Source organism: Streptomyces fradiae (assembly GCF_041270065.1).
In the GTDB taxonomy this organism is placed as follows: Bacteria; Actinomycetota; Actinomycetes; order Streptomycetales; family Streptomycetaceae; genus Streptomyces.
The window spans coordinates 1,175,373-1,191,707 of sequence record NZ_CP065958.1; the positions used below are offsets into that span (position 1 = coordinate 1,175,373).

A 16,335-nucleotide genomic window follows, 5' to 3' on the forward strand; every position below is an offset into this window, starting at 1 on the left:
CGGACCGATCGGCAGAATGCTCGGAAGTCCATCGGCAGTTAAAACTGCCGCTTGAACAGGGACGATCCCGCGAACGACGCAGCCCGCCCAGGCGCACGAAGGCGCCCGGGCGGGCTGCGGGAAATGAACTCTTCCGAAGTTCTTCGATTATCCTCGGACGGGAATTCCAGGGAATTCCGGGGACCAGACGTCGTCCCGGTCCAGTGCGGCCGGCGCGTATTTCCCGAGCGCGCTGATCAGCATCCTGAGTTCGAGCGCGAGGCATTCCGTGAACCGGACGAGTCCGGCCTCCGGGTCCTCCGCGGTGGCGAGGAGCGCCGCCCGGCCCAGGCCCACCGCGCGGGCGCCGAGGGCCAGGCTCTTCACCGCCCGGCCGCCCTCCCAGATCCGTCCGGAGACCAGCAGACAGGGCGGCGGCCCCGCCGTGGCGAGGCGCCGCAGGCATTCCGCCAGCGGCAGGCCGACCTGGGCGGGGAAGGCTCCGGGAGCCCAGCCGGTGCCGCCCTCGGCGCCGTCCACCGTGACGGCGTCCGCGCCCGCCTCGGCGGCGACCCGGGCGGCCTCGGCGACGTCCCGGCCGGGGTGCAGCTTCACCCACACCCGGGCGCGGGGGAAGTTGTTGCGCATCAGCCGGATCTGCTGGCGCAGGATCTCCGCCGTGAACGTGCCGGGAGTGCTGGAGCGCAGCACCCGGCCGTCGCCGAAGACGTCGTCGATGCCGTAGCGGTCGCCGAGCCGGCCGGCGGCCTCGCCGTCCAGGACGGTCATCCCGCCGAGGCCCGGCTTGGCGCCCTGTCCGGTCTTCAACTCGAAGGCCAGCCGCCCGGATTCGAGCAGCGGCAGGGCAGCGGGGTCGCTGTAGACGAGGTTCCAGACCTCGGCGTCGGCGTCCTCGGTGGACTGCTGGACGGCGACTCCGCCCCGCCCGTCCGGGAGTTCCTCCGTGTACGCGCGGAGGCGGCCGAGCAGCGCCCGGTCGGCGTCCTCGCCGAGCCGGCCGTACCCGTTCACCGGGACGATGTTCTCGCCGATCACCATGGGCAGGCCGAGTGCTCCGGCCTGGCGGCTGAGCGCGAGGCCGAGGTCGCCGCCGGCGGCCCGGGTGGAGCCGAGCGCGGACACGTACACCGGCAGCGCGGAGGTGAACCCGCCGACGGCGGTGGCCAGTTCGACGTCGCGGTAGTCGGGCTCGCGGCCGAGGTCGATCAGCCGGGCGAGCCGCTGCGGCATGAAGACGGGCGGGGTGATCCGCAAGGTGTCGAGCGGGTCCCGCTCGCCGTCCGTGTGCCGGTCGGCCCGGTCCGCGCCGAACAGGACGCGGCCGTACTCGCCCGGCGGCGGGAAGGCCGCCGCCGCTCCGGCGCGGGCGCGCCGCCGGACCTCCTCCTCCGGGAAGCCGGGCGCCGAGAGATCGCTCACGGCGACACCACCCCGGCCAGCTTGGGGAAGGCGCTCGCCTGCCAGACCGCGTCGAGCCCGGCGACGTAGCGGGTCAGCCGCTCGACGCCGATACCGAAGCCGGCGCTGCCGGGCACGCCCTCGCGGACGAGGTCCAGGTACCAGCGGTACTTCTGGGGGTTCTCGCCGGTCTCCCGCATCCGGGTGACGATCTCCGCGTAGTCGTTGGTGCGCTGGCTCCCGCTGCACAGTTCGCCGTACCCCTCGGCCGCGATCAGGTCGAAGTTCCGGAGCAGGCCCGGCTGTTCGGGGTGCTCGCGGTCGTAGAAGCCACGCGAGCCCTTCGGGTAGTCGGTGACGAAGAACGGCCGGTCCCGCTCTGCGGAGAGCAGGGCCTCACCGGTCCAGTCGAGTTCGGCGTCCGGGCTCTGCGGGTGGCCGAGCCCCTGGAGTTCGGCCACCGCCTCGGCGTGCCGCATCCGGCCGAAGGATCCCTTGAGGAGCTCGGTGAACGCGCCGACGTCCCGGCCGAGTTCGGCGAAGTCCTTGGGCAGCTCGCGGACCACGCTGTCGACCATGTGCACGACCAGCCGCTCGACGAGCCGGACGGCGTCGTCCCGGCTCGCGCCCGCCATCTCCACGTCGAGCTGGTGGAACTCCGCGAGGTGGCGGCTGGTACCGGCGGTCTCCAGCGGCTCCAGACGCACGTTGGGAGCGACGCAGAAGATCTTGTCGAAGGCGAGCAGCGAGGCCTGCTTGTAGAGGATGGCGCTCGTCATCAGCTTGTAGCGGTGGCCGTAGAAGTCGACGTCGACCTGCTTGGAGCCGCGCGAGCCGGGATCGGTGACCGGGCCGATCACCGGCGGGAGCAGCTCGGTGAAGCCCTGCTCGCACAGGAACTCGCGGGCGGCGGCGAGGAGTCGGTGCTGGATCCTGAGCGCGCTGCGCGTGGCCGGGGCGGTCAGGTGGCGGCCGGGGTCCGGAATCGGTGCGGGGGCCGTGGGCCCGTCGGTGGTCATGGTGTGGTGAGTCCCAACTCTCGTCGTGGCGTGGACGTCGTGCGGGGCGGCGGTACGGGCGTGGTGCGAGGGGCGGAGGGAGGCGGAACGGCGGGGACGGGGCGGGCGAGGACGGGGCCGGCGAGGACAGGTCCCGGCGCACCGGGGACGGCGGCCGCCGCGCCGGGGAGGGGCACGGCGGTCGGCGGCCGTTCGGCGGACTGCTGTCGTTCGGCAGACGGCAGACGTTCGGTGGCGCGGGCGTCGTAGGTCCGCTGGACGTGGGAGAGCGCGGAGAGGAGCCCCGCCGAGCCGAGGATCGGCGGACGCGGGCCGCCGTCCGCCAGCCCGGCGATCGGCATCGATCCGACGCTCGACCAGTGCAGCCGGCCGTCGGGCGCGAGCGCGCTGCGGGCCCGGCCGGCGTTGTCGGGGTGCAGGCAGTAGGGGACGTCGAGGTAGCCGGCGGCGAAAGCGCGGACCAGCGCCCGGCCGATGTCGGCGTCGAGGTCCAGCACGGCGCCGACAAGCGCCCGGGCCTCGGCCTCGATGCCGGTGTCCTCGACGTGCGTACCGCCGAGGGCGCGCGGGGCGTGCGGCCGGCGGGCTCGCTCGTCGGCGGCGGCCGCGGCGGCCGTCTCCAGCGCCCGTACGTTCTCCGCCACGGTCGGGATACGGTGCGCCTCGGCGGTGGTCTTGACGATCAGCCGGGCCGCGCCGGCCCGCACCGCCAGCCGGGCCGCGTCCTCCAGGAGCAGCCGGGCCCCGCCGGGTGTGCGCGGGAAGACGCCCATGTAGGCGTAGAGGACGACGTGGTGGTCGACGTCCGGCAGCAGTTCGCCGGCCAGTCGCCCGAGCACGGTGAGCGCCTCCTCGTCCTGCCGCTCGTCGGCCTGCTGGGCGTAACTGAGCGAGATGCCGCGCAGCCCGTGCTGCCGGAAGAACAGCGCCTCCAGCACGCTCACCGCGATCAGCAGGCTCGGCGGACAGAGCTGGCCCATCAGACAGCCGCCGAAGGTCTCCACGTGCGGTCGCGCACCGAACTCCGCCGCCGAGGCGAGGAGTTCGCAGCTGCGCCGCCAGTGGGCGACCGCCTCGCGCAGCGGTGTACGGCTGTAGGGCAGGCAGTACGAGACGGGACCGCCCTCGGTGGCGTCCAGGCCGGCCGCGAGGAGGGCGCGGACGATGTGCTCCGGCATCGCCGAGCCGTGCCGGACCTGCACCGGGAAGCCGGCGTCCGCGACGCCCCGCAGGAGGGCGCGGGTGGTGTCCGCGGAGTGCGTGGCGATCGGGTAGCCGTTGAGGCCCACGCCCCCTTCGAGTGCGCGGCGGGCGGCCGCGAGGTCGCCGGTGCGGGTGTAGCTGTCGAGCGTGAGGGTGCCGACGGTGACGGCGTCCGCGGATCGCGTGGCGATCAGTCCGTCGCGCATCAGCAGCGGGTCGGCCATGCCCATCCTGGGCTGTACGACCAGGTCACCGGCGGCCCGGGCGCGGGCGACGAAGTCGCCGAAGCCGGAGCGCGCGCCGGCTTCGGAGCCGGTCACCGGAGCGCTCCCGAACCGGCGGGCAGGGAACGGGTTCCGGCAGGCAGGGAACGAGTCCCGGACGGCAGGGAACCGATCCCGGCGGGCAGGGAGTCGACGAAGGACCGGAACTCGACGACCGAGCCGCCTTCCTCGAAGACACCGTCGAAGCCCGCCGCCAGCAGCTCCCGCTGCCGGGCGGGGTCGCCGGGGCCGTCGATCCCGAGCTTTCCGCCGATGACGGTCGCCGTGCCGGCCAGCTCGGTACAGGCGCGGAGCGCGGCGATCAGCCGCAGTCCGTCGTGGAAGCCGTGTCCGTTGACGCTGCTCAGCACGATCAGGTCCGGATCGATCCGGCGGCACTCGGCGACGAGCAGCTCGTCCGGTACGCACCCGCCCAGGTTGGTGACCCGGTGACCGAGCTCCTCGAGCAACAGCTGGAGAAAGACCAGGTTCCAGGTGTGCGAGTCCGAGGCCATGGTCGTCACGACGACGTCCAGAACCGCCGGCTCGTCCTTTCCGTGCTGCTCCACGGCATGCTGCTCCACGGCGCGAACCTCTGTGTCGGTAGGTGGTGGGAGACCCGGGGAGTGGCGGCCCTCCGGGTAGGTGGGCGGTCCCTCCCGCAAGCAGAACGCTAGGGAGGGGACGCGCGCCGGACCGGCAGCTCACCCGGCAGGATGCGGGCAGTATCGACCGCGAGGCAGCACGCGATCCCGGCCCTCGGCCCTCGGCCGGAGCTTCAGCTCGCCGTCGCCAGCTGCAGATGGGCGGGCGCGCCGGTCCCGGCGCAGAACCGCCGGAAGAGGTTCAGCACGGTGAAGCGGACGCCGTCGCGGGCCGGGACGCTGCGGATCAGTCCGTTCGCGAGCAGTTCGTGCATCACGGCCAGGCACTCGTGGGGCGGCCGGCCGCTCAGTTCGGCGGCGTCCTCGCCCGACCAGTCCCCCGGTTCGACCGCGAGCCGCTCCAGCAGGTCGCGCTGGCCCAGCGTCAGCCGGTCGAGCGCGGCCCCGAGCGCCGCGCCGACGTCCGCCCTGCCGCCGTACCCGCCCGGCGGCGGCGCCAGATGGAACGGGCCGTCCGCGAGGCGGGCGACGAGCTGGCGCGGTGAGAGCACCGTCGACCAGCCGGCCACGAGCTCCAACGCCGCCGGCAGTCCATCGAGTTGGCGGCAGAGCGCGGCGACGGCGGGTGCCTCGTCGCACCCCAGGCGGTAGCCGGGGCGCAGTCGGCGCAGGTGGGAGAGGAGCAGCCGGACGGCTGCGACCTCGGCCAGGGCCGCCGGATCGTGGTCGAGTTCCGGCCCGGGCGTGGTCAGCGGGGCGAGCGGGATCACCTGGCCGCCGGGCAACGGCTGCGGCACCCTGGCGGTGATCAGCACCCGCAGGCCGGGGCAGCGCAGGAACAGTTCGTCGAGGAGGGCCGCGTCCACACCGGCGTCGGCGCCGTCCAGGACGAGCAGGGTGGGCCGCTCCCCGATCGCTCCGGCGAGGTCCGCGATCGCCCGGGCGAGATCGGCGCGGCGGACGAGTCCGGCGGCGGGGAGCCGGTCGCAGTCGATCCAGCGCACGGACCACCGGGACGCGAGGTGCAGGCGTCTCGCGACCTCCAGGACCAGCCGGGTCTTGCCGACCCCGCCCAGGCCGGCCACCGTGACCAGCCGGTCGCCGTGGACCGCGAGGGCGTCGGCCAGCACCTCGACCTCCAGCTCGCGCCCGACGATCGCGCCGCGGGCGACCGGCGGCGCGGTCGGCTCGTCGCGCGGCTCCTCGGCGAAGACGTGCCGGCGTGCCGCCGCCTCGAAGACGGACCGGTGGGAGCCCTCCAGCCGGAGCGCGTCGGCGAGGAGCCGGACCGTCTCCTGCCGTGGGCGCTGCACCCGCCCGGTCTCCATGTCCCGGATCGCCCGGACGCTCAGGGTCGCGAGATCGGCGAGGACCTGCTGGGTCAGGCCGATCCGCTCGCGCCAGATCCTGAGCAGCTCTCCGAAGCCCGCTGTCGACTGCGACGACCGCACACCGTCCATGCCTCGTCCACCTTCCGTGGGTTGGCCATCAACCGGGGACGGGGGCCCGGGGCGCCGGTGCGGCACGCCCGGGGGCGGCGGCGACCGGTGGTGACCGTCGAGCCGTTTTCCCCCTGACGCCGATGGAACACGGGAGGGCTCTACGGCCGATCAACGCCCGATCACCGCACGTTCACGAATCCTCCACGGACTCCCCCACGCCTCACGCCAGGCCGAGCGAGCGCAGTGCGTGGAGCTGGGTCGATGTCGGCCTGGCGGGCCAGTAGAGGTAGCAGACACCGCCCGTACCGCTTCTGACCTTGCCGTTCGCGTCGTAGCGCTTCGTGCGGAGCCAGATGTTCTCCAAATGGGAGGGCGTCACTTACCACACGGCACCCTCCTGCACAAACATGCAGGTCAGAGGCACGGACCGCGCGAGGAAAATCGAGCGCAGACGCGCTCGTGCTGACCTGGTGCCGACTTCCGCTGGCGTCCGTTCCGGTCCGTTCGGGTGCGTCGTGCTGGATCGGTGCTGACTTCAGGGCCCTCGTCGCCCGCCAGACCCCCACCTGTTTGGTGCGGCCGCCATTCCTCACTACCGTCCTCGCGAGCAGCTGAAGCAAGCGTAGAGGAATCGTTCATGAGCGAGCCGATGTGGGACGTCAAGGCACTTGCTGCCTATCTCGGGAAGCCTACTTCTTGGGTCTACGACAACCACCTCAGGGAGGAACTGCCAAGCTTCCGTGTAGGCCAGCAGCTTCGATTCGCTCCGGCGGAGGTTCGACAGTGGCTAGAAGAGCGATGCCGAATGGTCGCGTGAACGTCTGCGAGGAGCCCCGCTCGGGGCGATACTGCGTGAACTCGCCAAGCACTGAGGTTCCTTGCCTGACCAGTACATTCACGGATTTCGGCTCGGTCAGCCCTTCTCTAGCGGGCAGCGGAAACCTCTGCAAGGAGAACCCCCTTAGCGAAGGAGCCACTCCCAGGTGTGGCACCCGAAGGAGTCCGCGCCGGTTCACCGACTGCGCCTTGGTACACCCCTGAGGCGAAGGCGGCGACGAGCAAGCAGCGGCCTTCGGCGGTGTTCGCCTGGTTCACGGCCCGCCGGTCCATCCGAGGCCAGCGACCCATACCCGGGCATTCGTCGAGTGTGGCCAGCCGTCAGGTGGGATCCGCGAGCAGTGGTATCGAGCAGGGACTCTTTCGGTAAGTTGACACCCTTACAGTGGGACAGCACAGTCAGCGCACTGGCTCCAATCAACCGGGGCCCGTGCCTACACTCCCGGGGGGGCTCTGTGACGGACGAGCAGCAGACGGTTGACCAGCACCTGTGGAGACTCTTCGACTCCCTCCGAGGCCGACTCTCCCATAATGAACTGGCTGACTCGTTGCTGTGGAACGCCGTCGACTGGAGAACCCGCGCCACCGGCCTGCCGGCGCCCGAAATCGACATCATGCAGCTTGCAGCCCAGCGCGTGAGGAACCTCCACCCTGCGCTGGATTCAACGCTAGAAGGCGAACAGGAGCTGCTACAGACCTACACCCCGGCACAGATCCGGCGCTACGCAAGGACGTTGCTGCGCCCTGTGCACCAGCACGAGGAGTTTGCCACCTCCACGTCTCTGGTGAAGGTTGCCGAAGCTACCTTGACGTCTTACGAGCGTGGAGGGCGCACGGATGCGCTGCATCTCTATGATCCGGCGTGCGGGTCCGCGACCCTGGCGCTCGATGTCGCCGAGTCTCTGGCAGATCGGGCAAACGTACCGGTCAGCATCGCCGGCCAGGACGTCAACCCATCCACCATCCAGCGCGCTCGGGCCCACGCCTACCTCGTCGGAGCGGGCGCCGCATTCAGCTTGTCCAACTCTCTCGAAGAGGACGCCTTCCCCGGTCGCCAGTTCGACTACACAGTGGCCGAGATCCCCTACAACATGTCGTGGCACAACAGTCTAGCGTCCTGTTCAGCTGAGGCCGAGCGCCTGGATGGACGATTCCCCGCTGGTCTGCCGCAGCCCAATAACGCCTCCCTGCTGTTCGCCCAGATCCTGCTAAGCAAGCTTCGAGACCCGGCGGACGGTGGCGGCCGAGGGATCATGTTCACTGCTACAGGGCCGCTGTCCGACACGGGCGGCAGCGCAATCCGCACCTGGCTGCTGGAGCAAGATCTTCTGGACGCTGTGGTCGCTCTGCCCGAAGGACTCAGCGCGAACACCAGCATCCGGCTGTTCGCCCTGGTCTTCTCCAACGACAAGCCCAAGGCGCGTCGGCGGAAGGTTCAGTTCATCGACCTCCGCGGCTTTTACGAGGACGTGCACTCACGCCGGCTTGAGCGCCGTACCATCAGCGACGCGGCCCTGGATGAGCTGACACGAAGCCTGAAGCAACCGAAGCCGACGCCCTACAGCAGGACAGCCTCGGCGAGTGATCTCTCATTCCGTCGAGTCAACGTCATGCACGACACCACTGCAGCCACCGGCAAGCCCGGGCAGGGCCATGTGCCGTTGCTCACCATACTGCTGCCGGTCACGGCCTCCATCGAAACGTGGCGCAATGCCCGCTACGTCACAACGCCACCGGACGTGAGCGACGTCGCGAACTCACAGCTCACGATGTTCGATGTAGACCGCGTCTTCCGAACCGACCGGCCTCCGCGCGCGCTGCGCGACCTCACCCAGCACGGCTGGAAGACCGCCCGTCTAACCGAGCTCGCTCAGCACATCTGCTACGTCCCCTCAGCCAAAGCAGCCGACCGCCCAGCCATACTGTCATCCGCCTCAGGAGAGCCAGCACTCATCCTCCCCATCGAACCGCACCTGGACGCAGTAACCGGGGATCCCGGGGAAGTCGCTCCCGACAACCGCATCCTCGTAGTCCAGACAAGAGACAGGCACGCCGACGCCGACTACCTCGCGGGCTGGCTCAACTCCCCCCTGGGCCGGAAACTGCGCTCGGCGGCCGCTAGTTCCGGCAGCGACAGCTACGTCAGCCCTCGCGGCTTCAATCTCACCCAAGCCTGGCGCATGGCAGACGACCTTCTGATCGCCCTGCCGGACCTGCCTGTCCAGCGCGACATAGCCCGCACAGAGCGAGCACTGGCCGCCGCCCGCCGCCACCTTGTCGACTCGCACCGAGAGCTCTGGAACGACCCCAGGAAGCGCTCCGATATCTACAGGGAGGCCAGCCGCCTCATCCCCTCGGCAGACCTAGCCCAATGGGCTGCAAGTCTGCCCTTCCCCATGGCCAGCGCCCTGTGGGCCTACGAATCCAAAGGTGACAGCAACCTCCACGCCCGCCACGCTCAGATGTTCCACTTCTGGGACGCCACTATTCAGTTCCACGCCACTGTCCTCCTGTCAGGCCTTCTCCAGGACCGTTCAGGCCTCGAGCAGGAACTCCCTGCCCTCGCTGCGCAGTTCAGTAAAGTGGGGCTTTCCCCCGAAAGGGCCAGCCTTGGTGTCTGGCATATCGTGCTGCAACGCCTCACCAAGAGGTACCGCACCGCGGTAACCGGAACCGACACCGACGAGCAGGCACGGGTGAGAGCAACCTTCGCCGACGCGCCACCCGACTTCATGGACACCCTCCTGAGCACCTACGTCACGAACCTGTTCGGAGAAGTGATCCACCTACGCAACACATGGAGTGGCCACTCGGGTGCGACCAGCGAGGACTCCCTCAGGGAGCAGCTCGGTATCCTAACCGGCCACGTGCACACCTTGCGTAACCTGATCGGTGCCGGCTGGCTGGACTTTCCTCTCGTACGCGCTGGTGGGGCTCGGATTAGGAACGGGGTATTCCACCATGAGGTAGACCTGGCCGTTGGCCCAAATACTCCGTTCAAACAGGAGCAGTTCCCGAGCAACCTGGCTCTGGAAGAAGACGGCCTGTACCTCGTCTCCCGCGAGGGCGGCGGTGCACTGCCACTGGCCCCACTGCTCAAGCTGCAGCCAGCAGCCTTCGGATCGAACAGCGACTGTTACTACTACAACCGTCTACAGTCCGAAGGCATCCGGTTTGTGGCCTACCACGAAGTAGCTGAATCAGAAATGATCACGGCCGCCGCGCCCACCGCCGCCTTCGTCGCCGCCTTGACCTCCAGGGTGCCTGCTTCGCAGTAGCCAGTCCCGACAGGTGATATGCACCAGAATCTACATGTCAACGGCGCGATAGCTCTTCCCCCCAGCCGATTAGCCCAGGTCCTGGCGAAGGCGGCGGAGATAGGCGTCGATCTGCGCCAGCCCCGGCCAGTCGTTTCCCCGTAGATGGGAGGTTTCCGACCGGAGACGACCACCAACTTCCAGTGCCTGGGGAAGGTTTTCCGCCGCTGCATGCAGGCTCATAAGCCGTGCGAGGGCATCCAGGTGGCGATTGACTGCGTCCTCACCTTCGGAAGCAGGCGTGATCTCCACAACGCGGTCGAAGGCTTGGATTGCGGCGGTGGCCTCGCCGAGTTCCATCCGGCACTGCGCGGCGTAGTACCAGCACAGCTGGGCTTGCTCGTCGTGGTCGCCGTAGCGGTCGGTGTAGCGGTGGGCTAGTGACTCGAAGAGCGCGAGGGCCTCTCGGTGGCTTCCGGCCAGGAACTTCACCTGGGCGAGGCTGAACTGCATGCCTTCTTTGAGATCCGGGTCAGCGGCTCTCGCGATGGCCTCGGCGAGCGCGTCGGCCGCCTGGGTGAACTGGCCATCCTGAGCGAGCCGCGCTGCCCGGTCGGAGACCATGTCCGCCTCTTGCTCTGTCAGCGCGGCGGGGCCCGGCGCTGGCCCCTGAGGTGCGGCCGGTGCGGGCTCGAGTGGCGAGGGAACGACGAGCGTGGGGGTGTACGAGGAAGCGGCACTGGGGCTGGGCGCCCGGCCGCCGAAGGGTCGCAGGAACGGCAGACGGGGATCGAGCATGCCCTCGTCGGTCATAGCGGCGGTGCCGGTGGAGGCATGAACGAAGGGCAGAAGGGTGTCGTAGACCGCCATCGCATCCATACGCTGCTCGGCTTCCTTGGTGAGCATCGCCAGCAGGAGCTTCTCGATCTCGGCCGGCACGTCCGGGCGCAGGGTGCGAATGAGCGGGGGCGGGGTGTGGACGTGGTGCCACATGTGAGAGCGACTGTCGTCGGGGGTGAACGGCGGCTTGCCAGTGAGTAGTTCATGGAGCACGCAGGCGAGGGCGTAGACGTCTGCGGCGGGGCCGACGGCGTTGGCCAGGCTCTGTTCCGGGGACATGTAGGGCGGGGTTCCTACGGTCATGCCGACCTGGGTGAGGCGGGGCAAGGTGCCGACTCCACGCAGGGCGGCGACGCCGAAGTCTAGGACCTTGACCACGCCTCCGGGGGTGAGCATCAGGTTGGACGGCTTGATGTCGCGGTGAACGACGTCGTGACGGTGGACGGTGTCCAGGACGGAGGCGATCTGGGCACCGACGGCCGCTGCCCAGGAGACCGAAACCGTCTCGCTTTCGTAGTCGGTCTCGTCGATGAACGTCTGCAGTTCGCGTCCCTGCAGGAGCTGCATGACGACGAACAGCCGTCCACTGGCCTCGTCAGTTCCGGTGTCGTAGACGGCCGGCACACCCAGGTGCTCGATGCCGGCCGTGATCTGGACCTCGCGCAGGAAGCGGGCACGGCGGGTCTGCAGGGTCTCCTCGAAGGCCGCGCCCTGGAACCCGGGCGGAACCGGGCTCTCGGCCAGCATCATCTTGACCGCGACCCGGCGGTCCAGGCGCTCGTCGTACGCCTGCCAGACCTCGCCCATGCCACCCGCGCCAATGGGCGTGTGCAGCCGGTACCGGCCCGCGATCACGCGGGCCGGTACGCCGGCTTCGAAGCTCGGCGTGCCGCCCTGCACCATGCGAGGTCCCCCTCTGTGTGGTCGGAGCGTGACCACCCCGTTCCTCGTGTCTGATGTGCTGCAAAGCACAGGCTATGCGGTCGGCGGTTCCGCCCGACGGCTTCCGGACGACTTGAGTTCGGCAGCCCGCTGCTCGGTGGCCCGGCGCTCGGCCTCACGTCGGACCGGGCGTCGAATGAGCTGGTACGCCTGCTGGGTCGCGACCTGCTTGAACAGGCGGTTGACGTCGGCGTCGTCGAAGTAGCGGACCATCAGGGCGTCGTTGGACGCCGCCTGGTCGATGACGATCCGGTCGAGGTCCTTCTCCAGTTCCCCGCCGAAGACGTCCTGGTCCTGGTGCAGGGCGATGGCCCGGAGTTCCGGGTCCTCGCTGACTGCGACAACGAGCTGGCCGAGCAGGATCTGGTCGGTGGTGGACAGCCCGGTCCCGTACTCCTCGTTGACGGACTGGATCACCTCGGCCAGCGACATCTCCTCCGCCTCGGCCACCGCTCCGGCCGCCTCGGGTACCAGGCCAGGCAGTACCTGCGCGCCCGCCGCCTCCAGGTGCAGCTCTGGGGTGCCCGTCTGAGCGATGCGCATGTGACTCGGGGCGGCCGTCCCTATGTCGGCGCCGGCGCTGCGGGCGGGCGCGGGCAGGCGGCGCAGCAGGAAGCGTCCGTACTGGTAGAGCCGTTCCAGTTCGAGGTTCTCAAATCCGATGACATGAGAGAGCCAGCCGTACGCCTTGGTATAGGAGTCCAGGGCGCGGCGGAACTCGGAGGCGGTCTCCGGTTCGGTGGCGTTGAGGGCGTTGAAGCGGTCCAGAGCCGGCTGCAGATAGCCGTAGAGGCGGGCGTGGGCCTTCATGATGGCGGTGTCGGTGGCCGAGCCACCCTGGAAGGCTGCGAAGTACGCGGTGACGAAAGCGTCCATCTCGGCTTCCACCAGCAGCTGGTAGGCCATCACCTCGCGTTCGCGGTCGAACAGCAGGTTAGGGTCGGTGGGCTCGCTGACCGACGCCTCGTAGTACTGCTGGAAAGCCTGCTCGATATCCTCGGGCCGGTTGGCGAAGTCGAGGATGAACAGGTCCTCGGTGGTTTTGAGCCGGTGGGTGCGGTTGAGCCGGGAAAGCGTCTGCACCGCGGCCAGCTTCACCAGGACCTTGTCCACGTACATGGTGGTCAGCAGCGGCTGGTCGAAGCCGGTCTGGTACTTCTCGGCGACAACGAGAATGCGGTGCTCGGGCTTTGGGACGGAAGGCGGGTTCGGGTCGTCCGCTCGGGTGTAGCCGAAACGTGCTGGCAACTCGCGTTCAGGGAAGCCGTTGAGCTTGGCCTCGGTGTACTCGATCCCGTCGATGGTCAGTGCCCCGGAGAACGCGACCAGGGTGCCGCAGTCGGTGAAGCCCCGCTGGTCGATGTAGGCCCGCATGGCCTGGTAGAGCCGTACGGCGTGGTCACGGCCGGAGGTGACCACCATCGCCTTTGCCCGGCCGCCAAGGCGCGGGCTGGAGTGCGAGCGGAAGTGGTCGACGATGATCTTCGCGCGGGAGGCCATCGACGCCTCCGACATCAGCGCGGCCCTCACCAGCCGCGAGCGCGCCTTGCGCGGGTCCACCTGCTGCTCCGCCTCCTCGGCGGCAGCTTCCTGGAGCTTGAAGTACGTGGCGTAGGTGATGTAGTTGCCGAGCACGTCGAGGATGAAACCCTCCTCGATGGCCTGCCGCATCGAGTAGACGTGGAACGGCCCCTTCTCCTGCTCCTCCGAGCCGGGATTGGCGTAAGGGGTGCCGAAGAGGTCGATCGTCTTGGCCTTGGGGGTGGCCGTGAACGCGAAGAAGGACAGGTTCGGCTGCTTGCCGCGCGCCAGGGCCGCGGCCGTCAACGGGTCGCCGTCCTCGTCCACCGCGTCCGAGCCGAGACGTCCCAGCGCCTTCTTCAAGGCCGCCGCGCTCTCCCCACCCTGCGAGGAGTGCGCCTCGTCGATGATCACCGCGTAGCGCTGACTTCCCAGCCCCGCGACCTTGTCCAGGACGAAGGGAAACTTCTGCACCGTGGTGATCACGATCCGGGCCGTCGGCCCGGTCAGCGCGTCCGCGAGCTGCTGGGAGTTCTCGTCGATCCGCACGACCACGCCGGCCTTGTGGTCGAACTGGTAGATGGTGTCCTGGAGCTGCTTGTCCAGTACCCGCCGGTCAGTGATGACGATGACCTTGTCGAAGACCAGCTTGTTCGCTCCCAGACCGGAGGCGAGCGCGGCGGGTGCGATCTTCCCAAGGTCGTGGGAGGTGTGGAGGCTGGACAGGTGGTGCGCGAGCCAGGCGATGGTGTTGGACTTGCCCGAGCCGGCGGAGTGCTGGATCAGGTAGTTCTCCCCCGCCCCGTGGCGGGCCGCGTGCGCGATGAGCTTGCGCACCGCGTCCCACTGGTGGAACCGCGGGAAGATCAACGGCTGCGTGTGCGCGCTGCCCGGCTTGTGCGACGGCGCCCGGCCGGCCTTCGCGGCGGCGTCCTCAACGTGCAGGAACCGCTGCAGCAGCTCCAGCCAGTTGTCCCGAGCCCACACCTCGTCGAAGAGGTATGAGGTGGGGTACTTCCCATCGGTCGAGGCCGGGACGTTGCCAGCGCCGCCCATCTGGCCGGGGCCACCGGAGCCGGTGTTGAAGGGGAGGAAGCGGGTGGCGTCGCCGGCCAGGCGGGTCGTCAGAAATGCCAGCGTCGGATCGACCGCAAAGTGGACCAGGCTGCGCTTGGCGAAGAACAGCTCCTTCGGGTCACGGTCGCGGCGGTACTGCCGCTTGGCGTCCTCGACGGTCTGGCCGGTCAGATCGTTCTTCAACTCCACCGAGGCGACTGGCAGTCCGTTGAGGAAGAACGCCATGTCGAGGCTGTCGGCCGGGCGCGCAGCGGAGTAGTGGAACTGGCGCACGAAGGTGAGCCGGTTGGCGTCGTACTCGGCCAAGGCGTCGGCGGCGAGAGTGTGCGCGGGGCGGAAGTACGCAAGCTGGATCTTCACGTTGCGGTCATTCACGCCCCGACGCAGTACGTCCAGCAGGCCACGCGAGTCGATCTCCCGCGCCACGCGCTTCGCGAACCGGCCGATGGCCTGATCTTCGTCCTCGCCATAGGCGTCCTGGAGCGCCAACCACGCGTCGTTCTGCGACGCGCCGAGGAACGCGGACAACTCGGAGGTGTCGATACCGAGTGTGGGGTTGTAGGTGTTCGACAGCCCGCGCTGCCAGCCGCTGCGCAGTAGCGCCGCTTCCACGGCGTTTTCGAACGCCTTCTCGGTGTACACGCGGGCGTCGTTCATCTGAATCCCCCTCAGAGGTCGCGGTCGTGCGCGGGACGGGCTGTGGTGACGTCGAGCTGGCCGGTGACGGCAGCGGTGATCAGCGCCTGCCGGCGCTCAGCGAGGAGGGCGAGTTGGCGATCTGTACGTCGGACCAGGTCTGAGTGGATTTGCTGGCCCTCCCTCACCTGACCGGCAACGCTCGCTTGCTCTCGGGCATCCGTAGGCCATCGAATAGCAAAATTCGACAGATCTTCCATCCCAAGCGTGGGCTGAGCAGAGTCGGATCCAGTAGCAAGGAGCGCCTGGCGTTCGAACTCGCTCGTGGCGATCCAGGCAACGAAGAGGCTCGGGTCGACGTCTGGCCGCAAGCGGATTGAGCAAACGGCTCTTGCAATGTTGGCGCCGACAAGTTCCTCCGGGACGACAGCCGCCCTGCCCAAGGTGCCAACAACACTGAGCAGTACATCGCCCCGCCTGGTAATTGTCCTCGCGTACTGATTCGAGAGCGTTACGGGAATCTGGGCTAGCCCGCTCGCCCTGCCCTCAAGATCCAGCAAGTCATTCACTCGAATAAAGGGAATTCCCGCATCCTCGAAAACAGGGACAAGCACTCCGTAGCGCGGTCGCACCCGAAGGAGATACTTCACCCGCGTCCACTCCCCCGAAGCGCACTCTCCCATCGCCCTCTCGGTGTGCGCACGCTGCCGGCTGCGGATGACATCCCGTTGCCGAAGGCGAAGAGCCACCAGCTTGTCAATACGGGCGGTCTCGGTATCAAGGAAGTCGGCGATGCGGCGCTGCTCCTCCAGTGGAGGGAGTGGAACCGGAGCCTCTCCAAGGCGTTCGCGGTTGAGCTCGATCTGATTTGTTGCCCCCACGACGAGGGCCGCGTAGACGTACTCCTGGAACGGCTGGGACACGAGCCAGTAGTAGGAGAAGCGGGGATGCAATGTGCGATGGTCTGCGCGCGCAATCGTCACATGACCATCCGCCATACAGGGGATTCCATCCGGAGATCCCATGAACTGACCTACGCGGCCCAGCGTGCCCGTACCGGTGGAGTTTACGATCACGTCTCCGGACTGCAAGTAACCCTTCAATCTGCGCGGGTCTCCCGAGAATGCGTGGAACCTCGTCCGGGACCAATCCAGCCCACTCGGCTGGTTAGCTGCCTGGCTCACAGCACGCACGGACCCGTCGTCTACATAGTCGGGAGCTGATCCTCGATTCAAGACTGTAGTGACGTGCTTCAGGGGAGAAGAAGACCACCCATTGGGAAGCGACATGCCGAG

Annotated in this window: 10 protein-coding genes and 1 pseudogene; 2 read left to right on the forward strand and 9 right to left on the reverse strand. The window is 68.7% G+C overall.

All coding sequences use genetic code 11. From position 1 onward, the window contains the following. Nucleotides 1-147: 147 nt before the first annotated feature. The 6 genes and pseudogenes from JAO84_RS05110 to JAO84_RS05135 form a co-directional block, all read right to left on the reverse strand. The gene (locus tag JAO84_RS05110; protein ID WP_370410788.1) at nt 148-1,419 is read right to left on the reverse strand and encodes a glutamate synthase-related protein; all 1,272 of its coding nucleotides are present in this window, start codon (nt 1,417-1,419) and stop codon (nt 148-150) included. Further along, nucleotides 1,416-2,417 carry an asparagine synthetase A gene (locus JAO84_RS05115; RefSeq protein ID WP_370410790.1) on the reverse strand — a complete coding sequence of 334 codons (1,002 nt, stop codon included), beginning with the start codon at nt 2,415-2,417 and terminating at the stop codon, nt 1,416-1,418. The genes JAO84_RS05110 and JAO84_RS05115 overlap by 4 nt, the downstream gene beginning before the upstream one ends. Next, nucleotides 2,414-3,940 (reverse strand): methylaspartate mutase, encoded by a 1,527-nt coding sequence (locus JAO84_RS05120; protein WP_370410792.1) that lies wholly within the window; start codon nt 3,938-3,940, stop codon nt 2,414-2,416. The genes JAO84_RS05115 and JAO84_RS05120 overlap by 4 nt, the downstream gene beginning before the upstream one ends. Continuing rightward, a complete protein-coding gene (locus JAO84_RS05125) occupies nt 3,937-4,467 on the reverse strand; it encodes a cobalamin B12-binding domain-containing protein (RefSeq protein WP_370410794.1) in 531 nt (176 codons plus the stop codon). Before JAO84_RS05125 ends, JAO84_RS05120 begins: the two co-directional genes overlap by 4 nt. A gap of 194 nt (nt 4,468-4,661) precedes the next feature. After that, on the reverse strand, nt 4,662-5,948 hold the full coding sequence (locus JAO84_RS05130; RefSeq protein ID WP_370410796.1) for a helix-turn-helix domain-containing protein: 1,287 nt from the start codon (nt 5,946-5,948) through the stop codon (nt 4,662-4,664). 202 nt (nt 5,949-6,150) lie between these two features. Further along, a pseudogene (locus JAO84_RS05135) lies at nt 6,151-6,291 on the reverse strand (peptidase C39 family protein); the annotation flags it as partial. A gap of 288 nt (nt 6,292-6,579) precedes the next feature. Between JAO84_RS05135 and JAO84_RS05140 the strand changes: the two are divergent. Further along, on the forward strand, nt 6,580-6,747 hold the full coding sequence (locus JAO84_RS05140; protein ID WP_370416665.1) for a helix-turn-helix domain-containing protein: 168 nt from the start codon (nt 6,580-6,582) through the stop codon (nt 6,745-6,747). 475 nt (nt 6,748-7,222) lie between these two features. Further along, complete coding sequence (locus JAO84_RS05145; protein ID WP_370410798.1) at nt 7,223-10,045, forward strand: class I SAM-dependent DNA methyltransferase; 2,823 nt, start codon at nt 7,223-7,225, stop codon at nt 10,043-10,045. A 69-nt stretch (nt 10,046-10,114) separates the two neighbouring features. Here the strand turns inward: JAO84_RS05145 and JAO84_RS05150 are convergent, their stop codons facing one another. From JAO84_RS05150 to JAO84_RS05160, 3 genes are all read right to left on the reverse strand, one after another. After that, complete coding sequence (locus tag JAO84_RS05150; RefSeq protein ID WP_370410799.1) at nt 10,115-11,767, reverse strand: protein kinase; 1,653 nt, start codon at nt 11,765-11,767, stop codon at nt 10,115-10,117. Nucleotides 11,768-11,839: 72 nt separating this feature from the next. After that, nucleotides 11,840-15,061, reverse strand: a complete 3,222-nt coding sequence (locus JAO84_RS05155; RefSeq protein WP_370410801.1) for a type I restriction endonuclease subunit R — start codon at nt 15,059-15,061, stop codon at nt 11,840-11,842. An 11-nt stretch (nt 15,062-15,072) separates the two neighbouring features. Next, the gene (locus JAO84_RS05160; RefSeq protein ID WP_370416666.1) at nt 15,073-16,329 is read right to left on the reverse strand and encodes a restriction endonuclease subunit S; all 1,257 of its coding nucleotides are present in this window, start codon (nt 16,327-16,329) and stop codon (nt 15,073-15,075) included. Nucleotides 16,330-16,335: the final 6 nt, after the last annotated feature.

Excerpts from the sequence above, each read along its gene's own strand:
- JAO84_RS05160 (WP_370416666.1), bottom strand. The coding sequence starts at position 16,329 with ATGTCGCTTCCCAATGGGTGGTCTTCTTCTCCCCTGAAGCACGTCACT.
- JAO84_RS05155 (WP_370410801.1), bottom strand. The coding sequence starts at position 15,061 with ATGAACGACGCCCGCGTGTACACCGAGAAGGCGTTCGAAAACGCCGTG.
- JAO84_RS05150 (WP_370410799.1), bottom strand. The coding sequence starts at position 11,767 with ATGGTGCAGGGCGGCACGCCGAGCTTCGAAGCCGGCGTACCGGCCCGC.
- JAO84_RS05130 (WP_370410796.1), bottom strand. The coding sequence starts at position 5,948 with ATGGACGGTGTGCGGTCGTCGCAGTCGACAGCGGGCTTCGGAGAGCTG.
- JAO84_RS05115 (WP_370410790.1), bottom strand. The coding sequence starts at position 2,417 with ATGACCACCGACGGGCCCACGGCCCCCGCACCGATTCCGGACCCCGGC.
- JAO84_RS05140 (WP_370416665.1), top strand. The coding sequence starts at position 6,580 with ATGTGGGACGTCAAGGCACTTGCTGCCTATCTCGGGAAGCCTACTTCT.